This window comes from Arthrobacter sp. Z1-15 (assembly GCF_054792395.1).
On the sequence record NZ_CP096454.1, the window covers coordinates 165,781 to 184,057 of the forward strand.

Here is an 18,277-nt window from a genome sequence, read left to right on the forward strand (position 1 = left end):
CCGGGAGTGCGCCCGGGAACCGGGGCGCGTCCCGGGAGGGCGGCAGCCGGGGTGGTTCCGGGAGGGGCGCTGGACGGCTAGTGTCGGTCGACGCCGAGGCGGGCCAGGAGCTCGCCGCGCATTCGTGCCAGCTCCGCCGACGCGCGGTTCCGCGGCCGGCTGCCGGGCACGGTGATGGTGTCCGTGATTGTGGCGCCGGGGGTTCCGGGCTCTTTGCCGAGGATGATGATGCGGTCGGCCAGCTGGAGGGCCTCGTCCACGTCGTGGGTCACCAGCAGCACGGTGGTGGGGGTGGCCCGGTGCACTGAGAGCAGCAGGTCCTGCATCTTCAGCCGGGTCAGTGCATCCAGGGCACCGAAAGGTTCATCGAGCAGCAGCACCCCGGGGGTGCGGGCCAGTGCCCGGGCCAGCGAGGCGCGCTGCGCCATGCCGCCCGAGACGGCACGCGGCCGGTGCTTGGCGAAGGACGCCAGTTCCACCAGTTCCAGCAGTTCGGCGACCTTGGCCTTGCCGTTTTTGGCGCTTGTGCCCTTGGGCAGTCCCATGGCGATGTTGGCCTGCAGGGTCTGCCAGGGCAGCAGCCGGGGTTCCTGGAACGCGACGGCGCAGCGGTCGTCGATTCCGTTCACGGCAGTGCCGTTGATCAGGACTTCGCCGGTGCTGGCAGGATCCAGGCCGGCAGCGGCACGCAGCAGCGTGGACTTTCCGCAGCCGCTGGAACCCAGGATGGCCAGGACCTCGCCGGGGGAAACTTCAAAGGTGATGTCCCGGAGGACGAGGTGGGCCTCCGGTCCGGTGCCGAAGCTGCGGCCCAGGCCGGAAAAGGTCACGGGAAGCGCGGAGCCGGCGGGTGACTGCCCGGAAACAGCGGGCGGGGCGGCGGCAGGGGACTGTGAAGCCAAGGCGGTCATGTTAACTCTCCATCGGTCCTGGCAGTAGCACCCTACGGAAAACACCTTGGGCCGGTTACGGCCTCCTGCGGCGTTGTCCTCGTTATTGCCGTTCCTCAAGGAGGAGGTACGGCAACCAGGGTTGCTGCGGCTTCACTGATCCAGGTCTCTCAGCCGCTCGGGATGGTCAAGTGCTACTAAACGCGCCATTCGGGAAACGGGCAAGTCCCCGGCGTAATATTTCGCTGCGCTGCCCTGGCGGCCCACAAGCCGGTGCAGGCTGTGGATCATCATCTGCGCAGGCTTTCGAGGGCAGGGTGGGCCTTCAGTCCGTGCTCCCCGTAGAGTGCCCAGACCAAGTAGGCGATGGCCACCGGCGCCTCCGCTCCTCCGATCAGAAGCGGTTCGGAGGAGTGGAATTCGAGCACCATGCTGTTGTTCTCCGGCTCGGGATAACAAACGGAGACGTGCGCGTAATAGAAGCTGAGCCACCTGCCGTTTGCTTGGCAGATAATCCTCCGGTCGGTCAGGAACATTTGACTGTGCTGGGAATCGCGCCACTGTTGGCGCGATGCAGCCTGAGCTGCCCGCCGTCGTGATCTGTTGGCTAGGGCGGTAACTCCGAATCCTGCTAGGACAAAGGCAGGCTGCCCCCAAAAGAATCCCGATGTATGAACATAAGTTCCGTTGAGGCCGTAAAAGCGTGCATAATCCGCTCTGATTGAAAGGTGCACTGTTTCGCCCGGTTCCAGAACGATTCCCCACACTTCAAGGGACGCCGGCCGGTGTCCCGCCGAGAGTTGTGCAACCAGGTTTCTGGCCGCGGCCCATGAGTTCTCGTAGTTTTGTTGAAGATTTGCCTGGGCCTGCTCCGACTTGGTGAGATGGCCGCCGGACCGCCGATAGCCGCGGAAAACGCGGTAACCGTTCCGCACCGTACGGATCACCAAAACAATGGTGAGCACAACCCACATCAGGAAAATGGCGAGTTGAATGAGGGCCTGAACATTGACACTGCTGCCGGACTGGAGGTTGATGTTTGTCCCCAGGGCCGCGCCGAGATAAAGCGCAAAAACACCAACAAACGGCACGATCCAGCTCAGGTGTCTTTTCATGTCGCACACAATAGCGACTGGGCGCGCCAGCGGAAGCGTGTTTTGGGTCCGGCAACGGGCGGGACCCCGGCCGGCGGCAGGGGTGGGCAGCAACGGGCAGGTTCACAAAAGGTCATTGACTTCCCAAGCGCTGCAGTGCTGTGCAGATACTGGAGCCGAAGGATCATGAGTCCCAACGCGAAGCTCTGGCTGGTTGGGCGGCAACCCTCTTCTCCGTAGCGGGGTGCCCCAGATGAGGATCCGGCCGTCCCGCGTCCGCGGACGGCAAGTACGGCGCTCCTTTGCGGGTGCGTCCCGTTCCGAAAGGTTCGCCATGTCAGAGCAGAGCATCCCCGCGACCGAAGAGAGCAGCCGGCGGCAGATCCGCTTCAATGCCTTCGACATGAACTGCGTGGGCCACCAGTCGCCGGGCCTGTGGCGCCACCCGCAGGATAAGTCCGCCGAGTACACCGACCTCCGCTACTGGGCCCATCTGGCCAGGACCTGCGAAAAAGGGCTGTTTGACGGCATTTTCCTCGCGGATGTGCTGGGCACCTACGACGTGTACGGCAGCTCCAACGAGGCCACCCTGCGGCAGGGAACCCAGGTTCCGGTCAATGATCCGCTGCTGCTGGTGTCCGCGATGGCCCTGGTCACTGAACACCTCGGCTTCGGCGTCACTGCCGGAACCGCGTACGAGCATCCTTATCCGTTTGCCCGCCGGCTCTCCACGCTTGACCACCTCACCAACGGCCGGGTCGGCTGGAACGTCGTGACCGGGTACCTGCCCTCCGCCGCCCGGAACCTGGGGGCTGAAGACCAGCTGGAACACGATGAGCGCTACAACCACGCAGATGAGTACCTCGAAGTAATCTACAAACTGCTGGAAGGCTCCTGGGAGGACGGCGCCGTCGTCCGCGACAAGGAGACCGGCGTTTTCACCGACCCGGCCAAGGTTCATGACATCAACCATGAAGGCAAGTACTTCAAAGTTCCGGGAATCCACATCAGCGAGCCGTCGCCGCAGCGCACGCCGGTGATTTATCAGGCCGGCGCCTCCCCGCGGGGCATTACGTTTGCGGCTGCCAACGCCGAGGCGGTTTTTGTCGGAGCGCCCACCAAGGAAAAGCTGAAGGCAACGGTCACGAAAATCCGGGACGCCGCCGAGGCCGCAGGCCGGGACCGGCATTCCATCCGGATCTACACGCTGATGACCGTTATCACTGCCGCCACCGCAGCAGAAGCCGCCGCCAAACACGAGGACTACCAGCAGTACGCCAGCCATGAGGGTGCCCTGGCGCTGATGTCCGGGTGGATGGGCGTGGACCTGTCCGGCTACAACCTGGACGAGCCGCTGGGCAACGTGAAATCCAATGCCATCCAGTCCGCCGCGGGCAACTTCCAGAAGCCCAAGGACGACGGCGAACCCTGGACGGTGCGCGACATCGCCGATTCAGTGGGGATCGGCGGCCTGGGGCCGCGGATGGTGGGTTCGGGAGCGGAAATCGCCGAGGAGATGATCCGCTGGGTGGAAGAGACCGACGTCGACGGTTTCAACCTTGCCTACGCGGTTACGCCGGGCACCTTCGAGGACATCGTCGAGTTTGTGGTGCCCGAACTGCAGAAGCGCGGCGCCTACCGGACCGAATACAGCGCCGGCACGCTGCGTAACAAGCTGTTCAACCGGGGAGACAAGCTGCCGGAGGAACACCGCGGCGCCTCGTACCGGCTGCAGCCGGCGGTGCATTAAACCGGAGTACGCAAGTCGGCTCTGCCTCCGCCGCCATTGACCGTACCCGGGGCCGCTCCTACGTTTGAAAGGTGGCGCATCCAATCCGGTGCGTCGTCCCCAGCCTGTGCAGGAGCATGCCATGGAACACTCTCCCAGCGCTTCCGGAATCGCTCTGTCCGCAGACGGAACCCGCATTGCCTGGTCCCGGCAGGGCAGCGGCCCGCCGCTCGTGATCGTCGATCCCCTCACGGCGGACCGCAGCAGCTCCAGCACGCAGGTTCTTGCCGACCTGCTTTCGGAGAACCACACGGTTTACACCTATGACCGGCGCGGCATGGGGGAGAGCGGAATGGGGGAGGAATACACGGCAGAGTCCGACGTCGATGACTTGCTGGCGGTGGTGCAGGTGGCCGGCGGTTCCGCGAGCCTTTACGGGTTTGCCTCCGGCGCTTTCCTGGCGCTGCGCGCCGCTGAGGAGTCGGCGGTGATCACCCGGGTGGTGGCGCTGGAGCCAACTCTGGCGCTGGAGGAAGGTGAGGACGAGCTTCTGCTCCTGCAGACCGAACTTGAAGGACTGGGCGGCGTCCAGGTCCCGGTTCTCGTTCTGGCGGGCAGCACCAGCGGCGACGAAACCCAGGACCTGGCCCGCCGCGCCGCGGCCGCTCTCGATGAGGGGGAGTTCCAGCTGCTGGAGGGCGATACGACGAGCGTGCCTGACACAGCGCTTGCGGACGCCATCGAGTCCTTCCTGAACTAGCGCCGGCGAAGTATCCGGCGTCGCCAGCTCAGCCCACTCCCTCCAGCCGCTCTGTGATCCGGGCCAGGGCCAGCTGCTGGGCCGGATTCAGTGCGCTTTGCCGGTACTCGTCAAAAACGGCCGTGACGGCGGACTCGTCCGCGGCCAGAAGCTGCCCGGAACCCGCGAGCGCGTCCCGGACGGGAACAGCGACTGTTTCCACGAAACCGGTAACCAGCTGCTCCAGCTCTTCGTCGGAGGTTTCCTGGGTGAGCCCGGCAAAGTCGGTGTAAAACTGCAGCACCCCGTCGGCAAGCTCCGACGAGCTCAGTTTCTCGTAGACCTCCGCAAGGCTGTCAACACCGTCCTCACCCGCAAGATGTGCCAGCAGGATGGCCTGTTCACGATCCATCTGCCGCACGGATGCAGGAGCTGACGCGGCGAAGGCGTCAACCACCTGCGCCAGCTCCGGCGGCAGATCCAGTGCGCGGGCCGTCCTGAGCCCGGTGATCAGCCGTTTCCGGCGCTGCAGCAGGTCCATTTCCGCGTCAATGCGGGCCTCCAGCTCGTCCAGCAGGGCCGTGGCTTCAGCTCCCGGGCCGCCGGTTCCGCCGTCGCCGTCCAACAATTCCGCCATTGCGTCCAGCGGAATTCCGATGGCGCCAAGCCGCTTGATACGAAGAAGGCGAATGAGGTCCCGGGCGTCGTAATTACGGTACCCGTTGTACCCGCGCTCCGGTTCCGGCAGTACTCCCAGCTGGTGGTAATGCCGCAATGTCCGCACCGTTACACCGGCCAGCGCTGCCATCTCACTGCTTTTCATCTCCCACCGTCCTCTCGGGGTCCATTGTGCCCGGTGCCGCGGGCGTTCCGGGTGTGGACGCGGAGGCCTCGAGCGGAACCTGCGGGGCAAGACGCAGGGAGGGCGATCCCAGTGCCCACCCCGCCGCCGCGGTCCACAGGCCTGCCACGGTCAGGCCTGCCGCAACCAATCCGTGCCGCTCGGCGACAAGGGCTGCTGCCGCCATCCCCGCGGGCGCTGCCAGAAGGGCCAGGGAGTTCTGGGTTCCCATGATGCGCCCCAGCATCTGTTCCGGGATGCGTTCGACCATGACGGTTCCGGTTACGCATCCGAGCAGGGCGGAGGCGAGGCCCAGGATCAACGCTCCGGTGAGCATGGCCCACGACGCCGGCAGTGTGCCGAGAATGGCCAGGCCGGCTGCCGTTCCGGCCAGACCGGCGGTGAGCCAATACCGGCGGAGCCCCGGTCGTGAGGCCAGGACTGCGTAGAGTGTCCCGCCCGCCAGCGTCCCGGCGGCGAGTGCGGCGAGGACGAGCCCCAGCTCTCCGGGCCGGTTCAGCAGGAAGAAATGCGCGGGCAGGATGATGCCCTGCAGGGCAACCAGGACGCCCACCATCATCAGGGTCAGGAGGGTGGCCGCGCGCAGGGTTTTGTCGCGCTGAAACAAGACGCTCCAGCCCTGCCGCAATTGATTCCAGGCCGGGCGATTTTTTGTTAGGGACTCCGGCTCGGGTTTAAGGGCGCAGGCACTGCCTGGAATGAGAAGCGTCACCGCTGCTGCCGCAAGGGAGGTCCCCGCGGTTATCCAAAGGACCGTGGACCCCTCAAATAAGACCATTAGTCCGCCCGCGGCCGCCGGCCCGATCACCATGACCAGCGCTCCAATGCTCTCCCGAATTCCGAGGAGTTTCCCTGCGGAAAGACCGGCCGCACGGGCTATTGCCGGAAGGAGCGCCTCCCGTGCGGTCAAACCCGGCATATCACCTACTGCGCCAAGAATGCCGAAAACAATAAACCAGCCCAGATCCAGACCGGTCAACGCATCAACCACCGGCAGAGCCGCAAGTGAAACGGCAGAAACAGCGTCGGCAGCAGCGGAGGCGGTGCGCCGGTTGACCCGGTCGATCACCACCCCCGTTAGCAGGCCGGCCAGGAACGCGGGGACGGCGGTGGATGCCGCCAGGATGCCCGCAGACATGATGCTGCCCGTTGCCTGAAGCAGGATCAGGGGCAGGGCAATTGCCGCAATGGAGTTTCCCAGCAGTGAAAGCGAGTACGAGGTGAGGTAGAAGACTGCGGTTGGTTTCATGCTCTCGAGTAAGAACTATGACGCTGCGTCGGAGTCAAGTTTCCGTTTCCGCCCGCACGGCAGTATCCGTCCCGTATGTCTTCGATTCGAAAACAAGTATCAGTCCGGCAGGGGAAAAGGAACCTCCGGTGGTTTGCTCCACCCACCGGACGCAGTTTCTAAAAAACTTCTTCCCGGAAACAGCCAATTTTGCTTTCTGCTCTGGAATACCCCAGCAGCCGGCCTATAGGTTCAGGGCTCCGAGCGTTCCACTGCGCTTTTGATCTCACTTTAGGCAGGCACACCCTATGAGTCGTTTCCAACCACTTCATGAGGCTCGATCACACACCGGGCGCAGGCGGCTGCGAATTGCCGCCCGAGGCCTGCTGGGTGTGCTTCTGGCGATGCTGATGATCGCTCCGCTCGCTTCACCGGCGTCCGCCAGAATCGATTATGCGCGGGAGGTGCCGGCCAACAATCCCTATGGCCCCAACACCGACATCGTCATCAGCCGGCTGGGGGAGGGCCAGTCGCTGACCGGAGCCCTGCCTCCGGTGGGGACCACCTGGCCGGTTGCGTCATATCCAACGTCCATTCCCTCGGGGTACCAGACCAACAACCCCGGCTTTGCCGGCGTCATCGTTACCGAGGACATCAACGGCGAAACAACGGCACCCATGTACTGCATCGATATCCGCACCGAAACACGTGTCGGGATCGGCTATGAGAACGGCACCTGGGACGAAGCGACAGTGCCCAACATCGGGTACGTCAACCGGATTCTCAACTCGTATTACCCCACCGTCCCCAACCAGCCGGCGGGGCTGAACAACAACCAGCGGGCGGCAGCCGTCCAGGCGGCCATCTGGTTCTTCAGCGACGGCTACGTCGTGAATCCCCGGAACGAGCTCTACCCGGCCGTTCAGGCCATCGTGAACGCCACGATCGCCGCCGGCCCTCTTACCGAACCGGACGCTCCGGATATCAGCATCACCCCGGCCACTGCAGCGGGACCAAGCGACGGAGTCACAGGCCCCTACACTGTGGCGGCCGAAGGCGGCGCGACGGTGACCCTCAGCGTGCCCCGCGGGTACGGCCTGTTCGCGAACGCAGCGGGCACCCAGCCGCTGGACAATCCCGTTGCGTCCGGCAGCCAGTTTTGGGTCCGCAGCACTACCGGTGCGACCGAACCTGCAACCATAACGGCACGCGGTGTGGTCACGGTGCCCACCGGAAACGTCTATTTGTACGACCAGACGAATCCGGACGTGACGGCAGCGCAAAAGCTGATTCTCGCCAGCACCCGCGAACTTTCCAGCACGGCCACCGCCACCGCAGAATTCTTCGCCGTCGGGTCCCTGACCGTCACCAAAACCATCCTCGGTGAGGCCGTCGGCAGCCAGGGCGCCATCAGTATCAACATTGACTGCGGACCCGGTTATCAATTTACCCTCGCGGTGGACGCGGGCAGCACCACCGGGGCATCCCAAACCTTCGACGGGATTCCGGCGGGTAATACCTGCACCGTCACCGAACCGGCCAGCGGGGCCAATGACACCGTCCTCGTCAGTACGGCGCTGCCGCAGCCCGTCATCATCGAGGCCGGAACGCCGGCGCAGGCCACAGTCACCGACACCTACACCTTTGCGCCGGGCACTCTCGTAGTGCAGAAGCTCTTTACCGGCGAAGCTGCCGGCAACCACGGCGTGGTTGTCCTGCAGGTCACCTGCGGCAGCGCACTGAACACCACGGTGACGATTCCGGCGCGGCAGACCGAACCCTTCTCCACGGAATTCTCCGGCGTGCCCGCGGGGACGGTCTGCACCGTCACCGAACCGACCACCGGCAGCACAACCGAAGTAACCGCAACACCAACTCTTCCCGCCGACGTCACCATCACGGCCGCCGGGAGCGTGACCAGCACGGTCAGCAACGACTACACCTTCAACCCCGGCGTGATTGGGGTCAACAAGACGATCGCCGGTCCCGCGGCCGGACAGCAGGGCGACGTAGTGCTGTCCCTGACCTGCACCAGCGCCGGCACAACTGTCTTCACCCAAACCGTCACTATCCCGGCCGGCTCCACCGGCACGGTCCACAACGAATTCCCCGGAGTTCCCGCCGGCGCCACCTGCTCCGTGGTGGAAACCGCCACCGGTGCCACCACCGCCGTCGGAGTCGTCACTGAAAGCACGGGAGACGTGACAATTCCACCCGCCGGAGGAGCGGAAATCACGGTGACCGACACCTACTCGCTCAACCCCGGCAGCCTGGCCGTCACGAAGGCACTGGCAGGTCCGGCGGTGGGACAGCAGGGGGCAGTGACCCTGCAGGTGACCTGCACCAGTGACGGAGCCACCGTACTGAACGAGACCGTTTCGCTGGCCGCCGGATCAGCCACCGGTGTCTCACAGACCTTCACCGATATCCCGGCCAACGCCGAGTGTGCCGTCACCGAACCGGCGACCGGTGAAACTGCGACTGTCGCGGTCGAAGTTGCACTGCCGGATACGGTGGTGATCCCGGCCGGCGGGAGCGCAGCCGCCACGGTCACCGACACCTACACCCTGAAACCGGGCATCCTGCGGGTGCTCAAGACGATCGACGGCGAGGCCGCGGGCTTCCAGGAGGCCTTTACCATTCTCATCAGCTGCGGCCCGGACGGATCCATTCTGCAGGAAACCTGGAATGTCCCGCCGGGTGTTACAGGTACGGGTGAATCCCAGTACCTCAACATTCCGGCCGGAACCGAGTGCACCGTCACGGAACCCGGCGCCGGAACCACGCCGGCCATCTCGGTGGTTACGGTGACTCCGGATCCGGTGACCATCCCGGCGGCCGGAGTGGCCGAGGAACAGGTGACCAACACCTATTCCTTCAACCCGGGCACGCTGGCGGTGCGCAAGACCTTTGCCGGTGAGGCTGCCGGCTCCCAGGGCGATGTGCAGCTTCTGGTGACCTGCACCGACGACGGCGACACCGTGCTGAGTGAGACGGTGGACATTCCGGCCGGTGAAACGGAAACCTTCGAGAGGGCTTTCGAGGATCTGCCCGCCGCCGCTGAATGCACGGTGACGGAACCGGTCACCGGCGCCACGGAAACGGTGGGAGTGCAGACGGTACTGCCGGATCCCGTCACGATTCCGGCCGGCGACGGTGCGGAAGCCGTGGTTGGCAACACGTACACCTTCATTGCCGGTTCGCTGGTGCTGAACAAGGTCCTGGCCGGAGAAGCAGCGGGGGCCCAGGATGAGATTCAGCTCAACGTCGTGTGCCTCTCCGGTGACGTTGAAGTGCTGAATGAGACCGTCACTGTTGCCGCCGGGACCACCGCACCCGGTTCCTGGACCTTCGACGCGGTGGCCGCCGGAGCCGAATGCGTGGTGACAGAACCGGTGACCGGTTCCACAACGGAAGTCGGGGTGACCACGGACCTTCCGGGCATCCTGACCATCGTCGGGGGCCAGGAAGTCGCCGGGACGGTGACCAACACCTACGGCTTCAACCCGGGGGTCATCACCGTCACCAAGGCCATCGCGGGAGAAGCTGCCGGCCAACAGGGTGAGGTCAGGCTCGCCGTCCGGTGCGTCATCGGTGAGGACCTGACCCTGGAAACGGAGATCAGGGTTCCGGCCGGCTTCACGGGCAGCTACAGCCAGGAAGTTCCCGGAGTGCAGGCAGGGTCCGAGTGCATAGTGACGGAGCCGGAAGACGGCAGCAGTGAAAGCGTTACTGTGCAGACCACTCTGCCTGAGCCGGTTGCCGTGGCCGCCGGCAGCACTGCGGACCTGACGGTAACCAATGCCTACACCGCGGTGCCGGCTCCCACCCCCACGCCGGCACCAACCCCCGCGCCGGAAAAGCCGGAACGGCCGGAGAAGCCCGGAAAGTCGGGGAAGCTCCCCAAGACCGGCAGCGACGGAACGGCCCTGGCCGTGTCCGCCGGAGTCGGAGCCCTGGGGCTGGGCGGGCTGCTCCTCCTCGCGGCAAAGCGGCGCCGCGGATCCGGTGAGGATCTGTAACCGGGATCCCCGAGCTTCATGCCCGGGCTGCGGACACCTCCTCGCGGGTGTCCGCAGCCCGGGCGTAAGCTGGAGCCCCCTTTACGGTTTCCATCGAAGGACGGCACATGGCAGTTGACGGCGCACACGTAAATGACCCGGCGGTAGTCGAACGCCTGCTTCGGCAGAAGGGCCGGTGGGCCGTCGTCGGGCTCTCCAATAACCCCATGCGCACGGCCGTGGGCGTATCGAAGTACGTCCAGGATCATCTCGGCATGGAGATTATTCCGGTCAGTCTCAAGGGCGACGATGTCCACGGCAACAAGGGCTACCGGCGGCTCAGCGACATCCCGGGCCCGATCGACGTCGTCGACTGCTTTGTAAACTCCGCCCGGGTGGGCGATGTGGTGGACCAGGCCATCGCCGTCGGGGCGAAAGCCGTGTGGTTGCAGCTCGGCGTCATTGACGAGGCAGCCGCCCGCCGCGCAGCCGATGCCGGCCTGGACGTCGTGATGGACACCTGCCCCGTCATTGAGGCTCCACACTACGGCTTGTGAGCGTTCCTACAGCTTGGCGAACCGCGCCCGCAGGATCCCCGTGTAGAGGCCGTAGCAAATCAGCCCCGCGCCCACCGCGCCCAGTGCCAGCCAGCCGAAAGGCTGCTCGCGCAGGGCGTGCAGGGCGCCGTCGAGGCCGCTGGAACGTTCCGGATCGGCGGTGGCGGCTGCAACCATCACCAGCACTCCAAGAATGGCCAGGGAAATGCCCTTGGCAACGAATCCCAGCACGCCCGTGACCGTAACCGCCCGGTTCCATGTTCCCGGCGGAACGGCGCGGAGGTCATTGCGGAACCGGCGGCTGGCGCCCTTGAACACAAAGTAGCCGCCGACGACGACAATTCCCAGGCCGACCAGGCCCAGCAGCAGCGCCCCGGCAGGCTGGGCCATAAGCCGGGCACTCCAACTGGAGGAACTCTCACCGCTGTCCGTTCCGCCGCCGAGGGCGAAAGAACCAAAGGTCGAGCCGATGGCGCCGTAGGCAATGGCCTGCCCGGCGGCCGAGCCGCGCATCTTCCACAGGTCCTTGCCCTTTAGCCCGCCGCCCTCCAGCCAGATCCGCGAAAGCTGGAAGAGGGCCAGGGTGAGGCAGCCCAGGAAGCAGACCCAGAGCAGGATCAAGCCGCCGGGCTGCCCGGCCAGCGCCGCCACCGCACCGGAGGAATCGGCGTCGCCGCTGCCGCCTGACGCGATCTGCAGTGCAATGACCCCGATGAGCAGATGCAGCAGCCCGCTTGCGACGTATCCCATGCGGGCCGCGCGTTCAAAGCCCTTGGAATCGGCAGCCTTCGCCGCGGCCGAGGCCAGCCTGTCCCCGTGTCCTGTGCGAGCCAAAGTGTCCTCCGTGAGTGAATGAGCGAGTGAGGCGCACGCCATGGCATGCGCCGGTTAGGGTTGTGGGTTCCTTCCATCCTGTCACCTGTGGCGCCGCCGCGCGGCGTCGGACTAGGCTCGGAGGATGGATGCGGCAGAGGTAAGGCGGGTGTGCCTGCAGTTCCCGGGCACCTATGAGGACTTTCCGTTCGGGCCCGATGCCTCCGTGTTCAAGGTCCAGGCATCGGGCGGCAAAGCGAAAATGTTTGCCCTGTGCTGGCTGGACGGCTCGCCGCTGACCATCAGCCTCAAGTGTGAACCGGAGCTGGCGGTCCAGCTGCGCGCCGCCCATTCCCAGATCAACGGGGCGTGGCACATGAACAAGAAGCACTGGAACTCTGTGCGCCTCGACGACGGATTCGCTCCGGACCTGGTGCAGGACCTCGTCGAGGATTCCTATGATCTGGTGGTGGCCTCGCTGCCGCGGCGGGACCGGGAGTCGCTGATGTGGAAAGGACTGGCCGGCGGATGAGCCGGTCCCTGACCTACCCGGACTCCGGCTACACCCGCCGGCCCTATCCCCAGCCGCTGACGCACCGCTGGCCCGAGGGGTACCGGCTGGTGCTGCGCCGGGAGCAGCTGAGCGTTCCGGATCCGGCGGCGGGATTCCTGAGGCTGGCCAACGGCATCCTGGACTGGGATCTGCACCGGCTGTCCGGGCTGCGCGTCGCTGCCTCCACGCCCCACGCGGCTCCCGGCGTGGAGATGTCTTCCGGTGTTGGGCTGGGGCCGCTGCGCTACTTCGCGCCGTGCCGGGTTTTGTGGGCCGAAGAACCCGCAGTCGACGACGCCGGGGCTCCCGTTCCGGGCCAGCGTGCCGGTTTTGGCTACGGGACGCTGAAGGGGCACCCGGAGCAGGGCGAAGAAGGCTTTTATGCCGAACTGGACGGGGACGGCAAGCTCATCTTTCGGCTGGCGGCCTACAGCCGGCCGGCCAACCGGCTGATTGCCGCCGGAGATTTCGCCAACCGCGCCGTGCAGCAGTTCATCACCCGGCGCTATCTCGCGGCAGCCTACTCGTTGGCTTCGGGAAGCTGAGCTGCCTGAAGGATGAAGCCAAGGCCCAGGCCCGGGGTTTCCACCGGGAGGAATCCGGCCGTGAGCAGCAGCGCCTGGGAAGCGGCGTTTTCCGGCTCCGTGTACGCAATGACCCGTGACACCGCAGCCTGGTCCAGGGCATGCCGGGCCAGGGCGGTGAGGGCCTCGGTGGCGTAACCCTGCCCGCGCCGGGACGGCACCACGCTGTAGCTGACCTCAACGTCTCCGTCTTCGGGCAGCAGCAGGAATCCGATGGTGCCCACTACTTGGCCGGTTACGCTTTCCCGGATGAGCCGGGTGCTCAGGGCATCTTCCACGGTGTTCAGGCCCGCCTCGAAAAACTGCCGGGCGGCGTCGTGGTCGGTGGGCTGCGGGAAGTCCGGGGCCCAGTCCGGCAGCCGGGACTGGATGATCAGGGCGTCCAGCTCGGCGGTGGTGATGGGAGACAGCCGCAGCCGGTCGGTGGAGAGTGCGGCGGGAAGGGCTGCGGGAAGGCCGGTGGCCGGCGTGGGGGGTTCCGCGGCCGATGCTGTGTCGTCAGGGGTCAAGGTCACTGAGTAATTGTGCCTGCCCGATTTCATTTTGCCGCTATTTGGTGAGCAACATCTTTTTCGCGTCCCGTCCCGTCCCGTCGCGTCCGCCCCTCCCCCGCGAACTGGCAGAAACTGCGCTTCCCAGCTCTGAAACGTGCACTTTCTGCCAGTTCGGCGGAGGGTGTGGATAGCGGCTGCAGAAGAAATGCGAAAGGGCCATTCTTCTGGCATGCGTATTCCCGAGCCATTGCCCTCTGGGTTCTCCACCGACCCTTTCACCGTCAGCGAGGCAGACGCGTCCGGCGTTTCCCGCGGCCGGCTGCGGCACGCCCGGATTATTCGCCTGAGCAGGTCCATCCGGTGGGTGGATTCCCGGGACCTTGCGGATCTGCAGAGCATGCCCCCGCACCGCCGCTACCGGGCTTACACACAGGTGACCCCCTATTCCGTTGCCTCCCATGACTCCGCGGCCGAAGTGTGGGAATTTCCGATGCCGTCCTTCGCAGACGACGGCAAGCTGCACATCACGCGGCTGACCGGTATGTCTCCGCAACGGCGTGGTGGGGTCAGCGGCCATACCGGACAAATGTTCGCGGGGGAGATCTGTGTCGTGGATGGCCTGTCGCTGACCTCGAGGGAGCGGACCTGGCTTGATCTGGCCCAGCGGCTAACCGTCGCGGATCTGACGGTCATAACCGACTACCTGATCCGCATTCCCCGCCCCGAGTATGAAAACAGAACGACGCCGTATGCCACCAAGGAGTCTCTGCAGGCGGTTATCGACCGGCACAGCGGCAAACGGGGGATCCGTAAGGCCAGGCTTGCGTTGGAGCTGAGCCGGATCGGAGCGGATTCGCCGCCGGAAACGCTGCTTCGGCTGGCGTTGGCGGACGCCGGGCTGCCGGAACCGCTGGTGAATAGACCGATTCTCGATGCCTTCGGCAATCCGCACCATCGGCCGGACCTTTCCTACCCCGATTACCGGGTGGCCGTGGAATATGAGGGGGCGGGACACTCCGAACCCGGTCAGGTGGAGCGGGACATCAGCCGTGAGGAACGGACTCGGACCCTGGGCTGGACTGAGGTTAGAATCTCGCGCCGGCACATGGCCGACGACGGCGGTGCGGCCGTGAGCAAGGTCCGGTCGGCGTTGATTGCTGCCGGCTGGCGCCTCGATTCCCCGTACCGCCGAGATGGCAGAAAGTGCGTCTCTCAGAGCTGAGAAGCGCACCTTCTGCCATCTCGCGGGATGGGAGGTGGCTAGCCGAAGTGCTTCGGCAGGGTCCCCTCGTGGGCTTCCTTCAGCTCGGACAGCGGCAGCGAGAAGTGGCCCTGGAAATCCAGGGCGCCGATCTCGGTGTCCACCACGCCGATCCGCATGTGGGCGTAGCCGCGGGCACCGCACATGTCCTTGAAACGGACCTCTTCGCTGCGGGCCACGGACACCACGGCCCGGGACTGCGACTCGGAGAACAGCATGGTGAACAGGTCCACGCCGTCACGCTCGCAGACTTCATCCAACCCGATCCGGGCGCCGACGCCGAAGCGGAGCGCCATTTCGGACAGGGCAGCGGCCAGACCGCCCTCGGACAGGTCATGTGCGGCGTCGATCATGCCGTCGCGGGAGGCGTTGACCAGCAGTTCGCCGAGCAGCTTCTCCCTTTTCAGGTCCACCGCCGGCGGCCGGCCGCCCAGGTGCCCGCGAAGGTTCGCGAATTCCGAGCCGTCCAGTTCGTCCTTGGTGACGCCCATCAGGTAAATGGCCTGGCCGTCTTCACGCCAGCCCGACGGCGTGCGGCGCGCGACGTCGTCGAACACTCCCAGCACGCCGACCACGGGGGTCGGGTGGATGGCGACGCCGCCGGTCTGGTTGTACAGCGAGACGTTGCCGCCGGTGACCGGGATGCCCAGCTCCTGGCAGCCGTCGGCCAAACCGCGGACGGCTTCGGCGAACTGCCACATGACCTCGGGGTCTTCGGGGGAGCCGAAGTTCAGGCAGTCGGAGACGGCCAGCGGTGTTGCGCCCGACGTGGCGACGTTGCGGTAGGACTCGGCCAGGGCCAGGCGGGCGCCCTCATACGGATCCAGGTAGGTGTAGCGGCCGTTGGCATCGGTGGAGATGGCCACGCCCAGCCCGGTGGTTTCATCCACGCGGATCACGCCGGCGTCGTCGGGCATGGCCAGCGCGGTGTTGCCCTGCACGTAGCGGTCAAACTGGTTGGTGACCCAGGACTTGTCACACAGGTTCGGCGAGGCCATCAGTTCCAGCATGGCCTTCTTGACCGCTTCGCTGCCGAACGGACGGGTCCCGGCGAAGGAATCCGCCTGCAGCTTGTCCTGCCACTCGGGGCGGTGGAACGGGCGGTGGTAGACCGGTCCTTCGTGCGCAACCGTCTTGGGGTCGACGTCGACAATGGTCTCGCCGGCCCAGTCGATGACCAGCCGGCCGGTGCCGGTGACCTCGCCGAGCCAGGAGTACTCCACGTTCCACTTGGCCATAATCGCTTCAAACGCCTCGACGTTCTCCGGCGTCACTACGGCCATCATGCGTTCCTGCGACTCGGACATCAGGATTTCGCCCGGGGTCAGAGTGGGATCGCGCAGCAGCACCTTGGTCAGCTCTACGTGCATGCCGCCGTCGCCGTTGGAGGCAAGCTCCGACGTCGCGCAGGAAATGCCGGCCGCGCCCAGGTCCTGGATGCCCTCCACCACGGAGGCCTTGAACAGTTCCAGGCAGCACTCGATGAGCACCTTTTCGGCGAACGGGTCACCCACCTGCACGGCGGGGCGCTTGGAGGGCTTGGTGGAGTCGAAGGACTCCGACGCCAGCACGGAGGCGCCGCCGATGCCGTCACCGCCGGTGCGCGCACCGAAGAGGACCACCTTGTTGCCGGTGCCGGAGGCGTTGGCCAGGCGGATGTCCTCGTGGCGCATGACGCCTACGGCCAGGGCGTTGACCAGCGGGTTGCCCTGGTACACGGAGTCGAAGACCAGCTCGCCGCCGATGTTGGGCAGGCCGAGCGAGTTGCCGTAGCCGCCGATGCCGGAGACGATCCCGTGCACCAGCCGGGCGGTGTCGGGATGGTCGATCGCACCGAAGCGCAGCGGATCCATCACGGCCACCGGACGGGCACCCATGGAGATGATGTCGCGGACAATGCCGCCGACGCCGGTCGCGGCGCCCTGGTAGGGCTCCACGAAGGAGGGGTGGTTGTGGGATTCAACCTTGAAGGTCACGGCCCAGCCCTCGCCGATGTCGACGACGCCGGCGTTCTCGCCGATGCCGACCAGCAGGTGTTCCTTCATCTTGTCGGTGACTTTTTCACCGAACTGGGACAGGTGCACCTTGGAGGACTTGTAGGAACAGTGCTCGGACCACATGACCGAGTACATGGCGAGTTCCGCCGCGGTGGGGCGCCGGCCCAGGATTTCGACAACGCGGTTGAACTCGTCTTCCTTCAGGCCCAGATCGGCCCAGGGAAGCTCGGTGTCGGGGGTCGCGGCGGCGTGTTCAACCGTGTCGATGCGGAACTTCTTCGCCTCGGTGGAGGCTGCGGAAACGGTCATTTATTTGCCTCCGGCAACGAGCGAGGTGAGTACTGAGGTGAACATGCCCAGGCCGTCGGTGCCGTAGCCCAGCCCGACCTCGCCGTAGGCCGAGGAATCCGGCCCGAAACCGGCCTCGACGGCATGTTCGGGGTGCGGCATGAGGCCGACGACGTTCCCGGCGGCGTTGGAAATGCCGGCAATGTTTCGGCGTGAGCCGTTCGGGTTGGCGCCGTCGTAGCGGAACACCACGCGGCCTTCGCCCTCGAGCTCGTCTAGGGTTTTTTCGTCGGCGACGTACTGGCCGTCCTGGTTCTTCAGCGGAATGACCATGCCGGAATCCTTGGCGTAGGCAGAGGTCCAGGCCGTGGTGTTGTTTTCCACGCGCAGCAGCTGGTCCGCGCAGGAGAACTTCAGGTGGTTGTTCTTGATCATGGAACCGGGCAGCAGGTGAGCCTCGGTGAGGATCTGGAAACCGTTGCAGATGCCCAGCACGGGCATGCCGGCCTTTGAAGCGTCCACCACTTTGTCCATCAGCGGGGCGAAGCGGGCAATGGCTCCGGCACGCAGATAGTCGCCGTAGGAAAAGCCGCCGGGAATGATGACGGCGTCCACGGACTGCAGGTTGGCTTCGTTGTGCCAGAGGCCGACGGCGGTGCCGCCGGCGAGGGTTACCGCACGGGCGGCGTCGCGGTCGTCAAGGGTGCCGGGAAAGGTGATGATGCCGATCCGGACGGCCCGCAACGCGTCGTTGGCGGGCGCAGCGGCGAAATCGCCGATCAGGGGAGTGCTCAAAATCAGGCCTCCGAGATTACTTCAACGCGGGTGACGTCCTCGATGACGGGATTGGACAGCAGGGTGGCTGCTGCGGTGCGGGCCTGTTCGAGGATTTCTTCAGTGACGTCTCCGTCAACGGTCAGCTCGAACCGCTTGCCCTGCCGGACCCCGGTGAACCCGGCCAGGCCCAGCCGCGGAAGGGCACCGGCGATGGCCTTGCCCTGCGGATCGAGGATTTCAGGTTTGGGCATGACGTCAACAACGATCCGGGGCATCCGGGCAACTCCTGTGAGAGAAATGGGTGGCCGCGGACCCTGCCGTCTCACGCTGATTCAGCGCTCCGCGAGCTTGCGCTTTCATTCTAGCGGCGTTTCCCCCGGCCGTCTTTTCGTGTCGCCGGGCCATGGCTT

16 protein-coding genes and 1 riboswitch are annotated in these 18,277 nt (G+C 65.6%); of the genes, 7 read left to right on the forward strand and 9 right to left on the reverse strand.

Annotation, left to right across the window (positions count from 1 at the left end; translation table 11 throughout):
• Positions 1-77: 77 nt before the first annotated feature.
• The gene (locus M1D40_RS00865) at positions 78-911 is read right to left on the reverse strand and encodes an ABC transporter ATP-binding protein (RefSeq protein WP_461169856.1); all 834 of its coding nucleotides are present in this window, start codon (positions 909-911) and stop codon (positions 78-80) included.
• 269 nt (positions 912-1,180) lie between these two features.
• A complete protein-coding gene (locus tag M1D40_RS00870) occupies positions 1,181-2,014 on the reverse strand; it encodes a hypothetical protein (RefSeq protein ID WP_461169857.1) in 834 nt (277 codons plus the stop codon).
• A 152-nt stretch (positions 2,015-2,166) separates the two neighbouring features.
• Positions 2,167-2,282: riboswitch (SAM riboswitch) on the forward strand.
• 36 nt (positions 2,283-2,318) lie between these two features.
• Between M1D40_RS00870 and M1D40_RS00875 the strand changes: the two genes are divergently transcribed.
• Both M1D40_RS00875 and M1D40_RS00880 read left to right on the forward strand, forming a co-directional pair.
• Positions 2,319-3,734, forward strand: coding sequence for an LLM class flavin-dependent oxidoreductase (locus tag M1D40_RS00875; RefSeq protein WP_461169858.1), 1,416 nt, complete (start codon positions 2,319-2,321; stop codon positions 3,732-3,734).
• 121 nt (positions 3,735-3,855) lie between these two features.
• Positions 3,856-4,473, forward strand: coding sequence for an alpha/beta fold hydrolase (locus M1D40_RS00880; protein ID WP_341394708.1), 618 nt, complete (start codon positions 3,856-3,858; stop codon positions 4,471-4,473).
• Between the two features lie 28 nt (positions 4,474-4,501).
• On the opposite strand, the gene M1D40_RS00885 is transcribed toward M1D40_RS00880, so the two are convergent.
• Both M1D40_RS00885 and M1D40_RS00890 read right to left on the reverse strand, forming a co-directional pair.
• Positions 4,502-5,275, reverse strand: a complete 774-nt coding sequence (locus tag M1D40_RS00885; protein WP_461169859.1) for a MerR family transcriptional regulator — start codon at positions 5,273-5,275, stop codon at positions 4,502-4,504.
• Positions 5,262-6,563 carry an MFS transporter gene (locus M1D40_RS00890; protein WP_461169860.1) on the reverse strand — a complete coding sequence of 434 codons (1,302 nt, stop codon included), beginning with the start codon at positions 6,561-6,563 and terminating at the stop codon, positions 5,262-5,264. Before M1D40_RS00890 ends, M1D40_RS00885 begins: the two co-directional genes overlap by 14 nt.
• Before the next feature lie 287 nt (positions 6,564-6,850).
• Here M1D40_RS00890 and M1D40_RS00895 point away from each other — a divergent pair, with 287 nt between their 5' ends.
• Together M1D40_RS00895 and M1D40_RS00900 are read left to right on the forward strand one after the other, a co-directional pair.
• Positions 6,851-10,564 carry a DUF5979 domain-containing protein gene (locus M1D40_RS00895; protein ID WP_461169861.1) on the forward strand — a complete coding sequence of 1,238 codons (3,714 nt, stop codon included), beginning with the start codon at positions 6,851-6,853 and terminating at the stop codon, positions 10,562-10,564.
• 107 nt (positions 10,565-10,671) lie between these two features.
• Complete coding sequence (locus M1D40_RS00900) at positions 10,672-11,100, forward strand: CoA-binding protein (protein ID WP_461169862.1); 429 nt, start codon at positions 10,672-10,674, stop codon at positions 11,098-11,100.
• Positions 11,101-11,106: 6 nt separating this feature from the next.
• Here M1D40_RS00900 and M1D40_RS00905 read toward each other — a convergent pair whose 3' ends face one another.
• Positions 11,107-11,934, reverse strand: a complete 828-nt coding sequence (locus M1D40_RS00905) for a DUF1206 domain-containing protein (RefSeq protein ID WP_461169863.1) — start codon at positions 11,932-11,934, stop codon at positions 11,107-11,109.
• A 124-nt stretch (positions 11,935-12,058) separates the two neighbouring features.
• Here M1D40_RS00905 and M1D40_RS00910 point away from each other — a divergent pair, with 124 nt between their 5' ends.
• Entirely contained in the window at positions 12,059-12,445 is a 387-nt protein-coding gene (locus M1D40_RS00910) for an MmcQ/YjbR family DNA-binding protein (RefSeq protein WP_461169864.1), read from the forward strand.
• Positions 12,442-13,011, forward strand: coding sequence for a DUF1990 family protein (locus M1D40_RS00915; protein WP_461169865.1), 570 nt, complete (start codon positions 12,442-12,444; stop codon positions 13,009-13,011). Before M1D40_RS00910 ends, M1D40_RS00915 begins: the two co-directional genes overlap by 4 nt.
• Here the strand turns inward: M1D40_RS00915 and M1D40_RS00920 are convergent.
• Positions 12,987-13,565 carry a GNAT family N-acetyltransferase gene (locus M1D40_RS00920; RefSeq protein ID WP_461169866.1) on the reverse strand — a complete coding sequence of 193 codons (579 nt, stop codon included), beginning with the start codon at positions 13,563-13,565 and terminating at the stop codon, positions 12,987-12,989. The two genes, M1D40_RS00915 and M1D40_RS00920, sit on opposite strands and share 25 nt — an antisense overlap.
• A gap of 208 nt (positions 13,566-13,773) precedes the next feature.
• Here M1D40_RS00920 and M1D40_RS00925 point away from each other — a divergent pair, with 208 nt between their 5' ends.
• Positions 13,774-14,766, forward strand: coding sequence for an endonuclease domain-containing protein (locus tag M1D40_RS00925; RefSeq protein ID WP_461169867.1), 993 nt, complete (start codon positions 13,774-13,776; stop codon positions 14,764-14,766).
• A 38-nt stretch (positions 14,767-14,804) separates the two neighbouring features.
• Here M1D40_RS00925 and purL read toward each other — a convergent pair whose 3' ends face one another.
• The 3 genes from purL to purS are packed head-to-tail and all read right to left on the reverse strand — an operon-like array spanning position 14,805 to position 18,142.
• Positions 14,805-17,111 carry a phosphoribosylformylglycinamidine synthase subunit PurL gene (gene purL / locus M1D40_RS00930; RefSeq protein WP_461169868.1) on the reverse strand — a complete coding sequence of 769 codons (2,307 nt, stop codon included), beginning with the start codon at positions 17,109-17,111 and terminating at the stop codon, positions 14,805-14,807.
• Positions 17,112-17,888 (reverse strand): phosphoribosylformylglycinamidine synthase subunit PurQ, encoded by a 777-nt coding sequence (purQ, locus tag M1D40_RS00935; protein ID WP_445818913.1) that lies wholly within the window; start codon positions 17,886-17,888, stop codon positions 17,112-17,114.
• Positions 17,888-18,142, reverse strand: coding sequence for a phosphoribosylformylglycinamidine synthase subunit PurS (gene purS, locus M1D40_RS00940; protein ID WP_461169869.1), 255 nt, complete (start codon positions 18,140-18,142; stop codon positions 17,888-17,890). Before purS ends, purQ begins: the two co-directional genes overlap by 1 nt.
• Between the last annotated feature and the right edge of the window lie 135 nt (positions 18,143-18,277).